Consider the following 7562-nt stretch of genomic DNA (forward strand, 5'->3'; position numbering starts at 1 on the left):
GGCTCGGTCCCGGCTCGACCATCCATGGTGGGTGGTCGCGGGGTCTCGACACGCGTCCTCGCCTTTGGGGCTCGGTCCCGGCTCGACCATCGTGGGTGGGCACCGGGACCGAAGATCTCGCCGCAGCTCACCTGCCGTTCACCTGATCGCGCTACGGTCCGGGCATCCCTCGCGCATCAGGAGTACGCACATGGACGCCGTGACCACCGACGACCACCCCTCGATCCTCCGGCTGCGGGCGCAGATCCTCGATCTCATGGATCTCGCGCTGGCCGCCGAGCGAGCCGTCGACCTCTCGCGGATTCATCCCGACCACCGCAGCGGTGCGGCCAACCTGCTGCACTACCGGGCGCTGCGGGCCCTGGACCTCCGCGCCCTGCAGGCGGAGTTGAGTCGGCACGGACTCTCGTCGCTGGGCCGGATGGAACCGCGGGTGATGGAGAACCTGGCGGCGGTCGCGGCCATCCTGTCGCGGGCGGCCGGGCAACCGGTACCCGAGATCTGCCGGCCGTTCCCGACCGGGGAACCGGAAACCGATGAGCTTCAACGGAATGCCGATGCACTGTTCTCCGCGTCGTCGGGCGTGACGGCGTCGCATCCGGGGACCCGCATCATGGTGACCCTGCCCAGCGAGGCCGCCACCGACCCGACGCTGGTGCGGGACATCGTGCAGGCGGGCGGCGACGTGGTGCGGATCAACTGCGCCCACGACGGGCCCGACGCCTGGCGGGCCATGGCCCGCAACGCGCGCTCCGCCGACCCGCGGACCGCGGTGTCGATGGATCTCGGCGGCCCCAAACTGCGGACGGGGCCGATCACACCCGGACCCCACGTGCTCAAGGTGAAGCCGCGACGCGACCCGCTCGGCCGCGTCGTCGAACCGGGCATGCTGTGGCTGGTCGGGGAGACCGACACCGCCACCGATCTGCAGTCGGCACCGGTCACCGACGCCGAGACGCTCGACCTGCTGACCGTCGGCCAGGACATCACCTTCCACGACACCCGTGGGCGCCGACGCATCGCCCGCGTGGTGCGCACCGAGTCGCGACGGGTGCTCATCGCCGCCGACCGCACCTACTACCTCACCCCGGGTGCGCGCCTGAGCTGCTCCGGCGACGACGGCCGCCGCATCCGCCTGACCATCGGCGAACTGCCGTCGTCGGGGCAGTACTTCCTGGTGCGTGCCGGTCAGCGGATCGTGGTGACCGCCGACGACACCCCGGTCAACCCCGACGACCCGTCTACCGACCTCACCACCATCGGCTGCACGCTGCCGGAGGTGTTCTCCGCGGTCGCCCCCGGACATCGAATCTTGTTCGACGACGGGAAGATCGAGGGCATCATCGAATCGGTGTCGGCGGGCGGTGGCGGCGCCGACTCGCTGGTCGCCCGGATCACCCGCGCCGGACTCGACGGTGCGAAACTACGTGGCGGCAAGGGGATCAACCTGCCCGACAGTTCACTTCCGGTGCCGGCCCTCACCGACGACGACCGCAAGGACCTCGAAACCGTCGTCGAGATCGCCGACATGACCGCACTGTCGTTCGTGCGCAGCGCCGGTGACGTCGCCGAACTCCTCGACACCCTCGCCGACGCGGCGGATACCGGCACGCACCGTGGCACCGACCTCGGCGTGGTGGTCAAGATCGAGACCGTGGAGGGTTTCACCGCCCTCCCGGAGATCCTGCTGGAACTGATGCGGCACCGGCGGATCGGGGTGATGATCGCGCGCGGCGACCTCGCGGTGGAAGCCGGTTTCGAGCGTCTCGTCGAGGTGCAGGAGGAGATCCTGTGGCTCTGTGAGGCCGGGCATGTGCCGACCATCTGGGCCACCCAGGTCCTCGACTCGATGGCCGGCAACGGATTGCCGACCCGATCGGAGATCACCGATGCCGGCGCCGCCCGGCGCGCCGAGTGCGCGATGCTCAACAAGGGGCCCAACATCGTCGCCGCGATCGGTGCACTCGACGCCGTCCTGGACCGGATGGGCAGCCACCTCGACAAGAAATCCCCGGTCCTGCGCCGACTCTCGGCCTGGACCACCCCGGGTGAGGGACCGGCCGCGACGGCAACGGGATCAGAGATCGAGGACGAGGCGGTCCCCACCCGCCCGTGACACGCACGGCAGGATCTGACCGGTCTCCCGCTCGGGTTCGGTGAGGATGTTGTCCCGGTGATCCACCGCACCGGAGACGGTGTGCTGGCGGCAGGTGCCGCAGAACCCCTGGCGGCACGAGTACGGCAGATCCGGCAGCTCACGCTGCAGGGCGGTGAGCAGGGATTCGTCTGCGGCGACGGTGATCTCACGCCCGGTGGACGCGATGGTGGCGGTGAACTCGCGGCCGTTCTCCACCGGCGGCGGACTGAACCGCTCGTAGTGCAACTCGATGTCGGGCCGGTCGGCCAGATGGATGCGCAGGTTCTCCAGGAGTGCGGTGGGACCGCAGCAGTAGACGGCGAGACCCGATGGCGTACGCCCGGTCTCGGGATCGACGGGGCCCAGGAGCTCGGTCATGGTCGGCACCCCGACTGGCCCGTCGGCGCCGGGTCCGTCGTCGGTGCGGATGGTGATCCGATCGGCGAAGCGTGCCACCTCGTCGCGGAACGGGATGGACTCGAGGGACCGGCCGGTGTAGATCATCGACCAGTCCAGCCCGAAGCGTTCTGCGGCGGTGATCATCGGCAGGATCGGGGTGATGCCGATGCCCGCGGCGATGAACCGCAGTCGGGTGGCCGACGATCCGTGCCCGGGTAGGGAGATGGGAAAGGCGTTGCGGGGCCCCTTGATCTGGATCAGATCGCCCACCCCGACACCGTCGTGTACCTCGACCGACCCACCGCCGCCGTCGGGGATGCGCCGCACCGCGATGCGATAGCTGTGCCGGTCGGCGGGATCGCCACACAGGGAGTACTCGCGCATCCGCCCCGACGGCAACAACAGATCCAGGTGTGCACCGGCATACCACCGGGGCAGGACGCCGCCGTCCGGGTTCGCGAGGGTGAGAGCGACGACGTTCTCGTCCTCGGCGACCACCTGACGGTCGACGACCTGCACCACGGTGACACCGTCCTCGGTGCCCGGCGTCTCGTGCAGCGGTGAGAGGTTGCGCCACAACGGGAACCAGACCTTGGCGAAGGCGGTGCCGAACACCAGCACCGGGTCGTGCCGCCACCGTCCGTACAGATGGGGTGGCGGGCTGGTCAGGGTGGTGGTGTGCGGATGCGCGCGCTGGTTCACGTCGCTCAACTCGCGTTCCGGGCCGCGGGCGACGACGCCAGGTAGGCGACGGCCTGTGCGGTGGAGCCGATCTCGTCGGGATGGAAGCCCGGCCGGAAGTAGCTGAAGGTGGCCAGCGCGATCCGCGACAACCGCGGCAGGACCCCGGCCCGCACGGCACGGCGGTACTCGATCTGCCGGCGGACGAAGCCGTACTCGCGGGTGACGGGATCGGAATGCTGCATGAAGCGGTATCCGCGCAGCAGCACCGCGAACAGGGTGGGCAGCACGACGAGCATCGCGCGCCCCCGCCGGATGTAGCTGTCGCCGAAATAGACTGCGACGTCGTGGGCGACGGCGCGATGCTCCACCTCTTCGGCACCGTGCCACGTGTAGAGGTCCACCATCGTCGGGTCGGCGGCGTGCTCCACCCAGGCGGAGTTCAGGGCGAAGTCACCCAGCAGAGCGGTGTAGTGCTCGAGGGCGGCGATCAGCCAGAGTCGCTCGATCAGATCCTTCTGTGCCGCAGCCGGTTCGGTTCCGGCCTTGGGGGCCAAGAGCTTGCGGAACAGCCACTCCATCTGTGCGACGAACGGGCGCGGATCGATGCCGTGCTGATCGAGGAACTCCCAGATCACGTGGTCGTGCGCCTCGGCGTGCATGGCCTCCTGGCCGATGAACCCGCGCATCGCGGCGAGGAGTTCCTCGTCGCGGATCAGCGGCAGGGCCTCGTTGAAGGTCTGGACGAACCACCGTTCCCCTTCGGGGAGCATCAGATTGAAGGCGCTGACGAAGTTCGATGCGACCGGGAACCCGGGAATCCAGTGCAACGGCGACCGCGTCCAGTCGAAGGCGACGTTGCGGGCGTGGATCTCCACCGGGCCGGGGTCGGCGGAGCCGGTCGGGTCTGTCGAATCGGAGGGTACATGCATCGGAGTGCTCCTCACATGGGGTCGGAACGGCGTCAGGACGGCCGGGCGGACACCGCGGACCGCGCGGTGCCTGCAGGGTTCGGGGAGTCAGCGGGGCGCGGGGCGACGGCCGCGATGTGGTCGCGGACGTTGTCGGCGACGAAGCCGGGATCGATCAGCGGAAGCCAGTGCCCGGTGGCCGACTCGCGGCGGGTGAGATTCTCCGCATATCGACCGGTGAGCGCGAAAGTGGTTGTCCGGATGGCGAAGTCGCGGGTGTTGATCAGTTCGAGCACCGGAATCCGGGTGGGCCGGGGGCGGGGTCGGATCAGGCGTCGCAGCATGTTGGCCCGGTAGTAGGCGACCCCGGCGATCATGTCCCGGCGGAACGTCGGTGCGACCTGGATGACCTCGCGCGGGGTGCCGTCCATGACGTGGATGTACTCCCGCCACACACGGGGGATTCCCAAGACGCTCAACAGGAGTCGCGGAACCAGCGGCAGATGGAAGACCGCGATGTAGGTGGAGGCGATGGCCTGGAGTGCGGTGGCGCGCAGCGAATCCCGGGTGGGCGGGGAGAAGTTCTCCCGCACCAGGGTGCCGACGTGGTCGAGGCAGGGGCCGGAGATGGTGGTGTACGACGCGAACACGTCGTCGGCGCCGGGCCGCGAGACCGCCTCCCAGGAGAGGATGGAACCCCAGTCGTGGGCGACGAGGTGCACCCGGCCGCCGGTGTTGACCTCGCCGGCCACCGCGAACACGTCGTCGGCGAGGGTCTCGATGCGGTAGGGCGAGATCCCGTGCGGCCGGTCGCTGTGGCCGAGACCGCGGCAGTCGAAGGCGAAGACCCGCGCATCCGGGAGCAGTGCCTCGGCGACGCCGTCCCAGACGATGTGGGTGTCGGGCCAGCCGTGGACCAGCAGGACCACGGGACGGTCGTCGTGCGGCGCGGCGGGTCCCCCCGGGCCCGCGGCGGCCTCGAAGACGGCGAGGGCGACGCCCCCGCTGACGACGGTACGTTCAATCCACTGGACCATTCGATTCCCCCTGTGAATCTCTCAGTGGGGTACACGTTACCGAGCGTAACGGGAATGTCCAGGGGTTTCGGGGTCTTACCAGGTCACTGGCGGTACGACGACAGGAAGTTACCGATCCGCTCGATGGCCTCACCCAGATCCCGGGCCCAGGGAAGGGTCACGATGCGGAAGTGGTTGTGGTCGTCGAGGTTGAAGCCGGTGCCCTGCACGACGAGGATCTTCTCCTGCAGCAGCAGGTCCTGGACGAACAGCTCGTCGTTGTGGATCTCGTGGACCTCGGGATCGAGGCGCGGGAAGGCATACAGGGCGCCCTGCGGCTTGACGCAGCTGACACCCGGGATCTCGTTGAGCTTCTCCCAGGTGACGTTGCGCTGCTCGTAGAGGCGGCCGCCGGGGGAGACGAGCGCCTCGATGCTCTGATACCCGCCGAGGGCCACCTGGATCGCGTGCTGGCCGGGCACGTTGGCACACAGGCGCGTCGACGCGAGGATGCCCAGCCCCTCGATGAAGCCCTTCGCATGGTCCTTGGGGCCGGTGATGACCAGCCAGCCCGCGCGGTAGCCGCACACCCGGTAGGCCTTCGACAGGCCGTTGAAGGTGATACACAGCAGGTCGGGGGCCAGCGACGCGATGTTGGTGTGCACCGCGTCGTCGTAGAGGATCTTGTCGTAGATCTCGTCGGCCAGGATCAGCAGCGAGTGCCGGCGGGCGACGTCGACGAGCTGCTCGAGGACCTCACGGGAGTACACCGCGCCGGTCGGGTTGTTCGGGTTGATCACGACGATCGCCTTGGTGCGGTCGGTGATCTTGGACTCGAGGTCGGCGATGTCGGGGTTCCAGGCGTTCTCCTCGTCGCACCGATAGTGCACCGCCTGCCCGCCGGAGAGCGCGGTCATGGCCGTCCACAGCGGGTAGTCGGGGGCCGGGATCAGCACCTCGTCGCCGTCGTTGAGCAGCGCCTGCATCGTCATGGTGATGAGCTCGGAGACGCCGTTGCCCAGGATGACGTCGTCGACGTCGAAGTAGGGGAACTCCGGCAGCAACTCGTATCGGGTCACCACCGACCGGCGTGCGGACAGGACACCCGCCGACTCCGAATAGCCCTGCGAGTAGGGGAGTGCGTGGATCATGTCGCGCATGATCACATCGGGTGCCTCGAACCCGAACAGGGCCGGGTTGCCGATGTTGAGCTTCATGATCCGGTGGCCCTCGGCCTCCAGGCGCGCCGCGTGCGCATGCACCGGCCCACGGATCTCGTAGCACACGTTCTGCAGCTTCAGGGACTGCTCGAGCGGCTTGAGGTTCTGGTTCAGGTGCGATACATACGGCCTACTCACGAGTTCGATTGTCGCAGGCCGACGCAAATGGATTTGCGCGGGTGGCGCAGGCCGACGCAAATGGATTTGCGCGGGTGGCGCAGGCTCACGCCATCGTCGGATGCGCGGTGGGTCCGGGTGCGCAGGGCCAGACGCACAGGGCCGGACGCACAGGGCCAGACGCACAGGGCCAGACGCACAGGGCCGGACACTCGGGACCAGACAGTCGGGGCCGGACACTCGGCGCCGACGCACAGACGGCAGTCGCGCACAGCCGGCAGTCGCGCACAGCCGGGACAGCGACGGGTTCATCTGCCCCATGACGACGGAGGAGCCGACCAGATGGTCGACTCCTCCGTGGGTCCTACGTCGGTAAAGCTGTGATCAGCGGTGGCCGGGCCGCTTCTTACCTGCGGCGATCCCGAAGCCCTTGGCCTTGGCGGCGCCGGTCTCGGCGATCGTGCGCTCGTCCGGCTCGGAACCGTTCGACGACGGCGCCGGGACTGCCTCGGCGGGTGCCTCGACGTCTGCCGCGGCCGATGCGACCGTCTCGGTGGGAGCCTCGGTCTCGACCGGGGCCGGCGTCTCGGCCGGTGCCGCGGGTGCTGCTGCGGCGGCCGGCTTGGGGGCGGCCTTGCCGATCCCACCGGGACGCTTCTTGCCCGCGGCCATGCCGAAGCCCTTGGCCTTGGCGGGGACGGCCTCGGTGGTCAGCGCGGCGGTGTCGGCGACGACCTCGACAGGTGCCTCTGCAGCCGGAGCCTCAGCAGCCGGAACCTCGGCGGCCGGAGCCGGCGCAGCTTCGGCAGCGGGTGCTGCTGCGGCGGCCGGCTTGGGGGCGGCCTTGCCGATTCCGCCGGGGCGCTTCTTGCCCGCGGCCATGCCGAAGCCCTTGGCCTTGGCCGCAACGGCCTCGGTGGTCACCGCTTCGGTGGCGGGGGCCTCGGTCACCGGCTCCGCAACACCCGCGGTGGGTGCCGCCTCGGTGGCGGCCTCCGCAGCGGGTGTGGCGGCTGCCGCAGCGCCCGGCTTCTTGGCTCCCGGACGCTTGCCCGCGGCCATGCCGAAGCCCTTGGCGGCG

General features: G+C 69.5%; 5 protein-coding genes and 1 pseudogene. 1 reads left to right on the forward strand and 5 read right to left on the reverse strand.

The genetic code is table 11. The features are described from left to right. Window positions 1-190 precede the first annotated feature (190 nt). Window positions 191-2116, forward strand: coding sequence for a pyruvate kinase (locus GD1_RS23450; protein ID WP_083534677.1), 1926 nt, complete (start codon window positions 191-193; stop codon window positions 2114-2116). Here GD1_RS23450 and GD1_RS23455 read toward each other — a convergent pair. The 5 genes and pseudogenes from GD1_RS23455 to GD1_RS25120 form a co-directional block, all read right to left on the reverse strand. Beyond that, window positions 2078-3238: a PDR/VanB family oxidoreductase gene (locus tag GD1_RS23455; RefSeq protein WP_059039927.1), complete on the reverse strand. Its 1161-nt coding sequence runs from the start codon at window positions 3236-3238 to the stop codon at window positions 2078-2080. The two genes, GD1_RS23450 and GD1_RS23455, sit on opposite strands and share 39 nt — an antisense overlap. Window positions 3239-3243: 5 nt before the next feature. After that, a complete protein-coding gene (locus tag GD1_RS23460; protein ID WP_059039930.1) occupies window positions 3244-4149 on the reverse strand; it encodes a metal-dependent hydrolase in 906 nt (301 codons plus the stop codon). A 32-nt stretch (window positions 4150-4181) separates the two neighbouring features. Further along, a complete protein-coding gene (locus tag GD1_RS23465) occupies window positions 4182-5165 on the reverse strand; it encodes an alpha/beta fold hydrolase (RefSeq protein WP_059039931.1) in 984 nt (327 codons plus the stop codon). An 83-nt stretch (window positions 5166-5248) separates the two neighbouring features. Beyond that, window positions 5249-6502 (reverse strand): pyridoxal phosphate-dependent aminotransferase, encoded by a 1254-nt coding sequence (locus tag GD1_RS23470; protein WP_059039932.1) that lies wholly within the window; start codon window positions 6500-6502, stop codon window positions 5249-5251. A 363-nt stretch (window positions 6503-6865) separates the two neighbouring features. Beyond that, window positions 6866-7562 (reverse strand): annotated as a pseudogene (locus tag GD1_RS25120) (Fe-S oxidoreductase); the annotation flags it as partial.

The organism is Gordonia desulfuricans NBRC 100010 (genome assembly GCF_001485495.1).
GTDB classification, from domain to species: domain Bacteria; phylum Actinomycetota; class Actinomycetes; order Mycobacteriales; family Mycobacteriaceae; genus Gordonia; species Gordonia desulfuricans.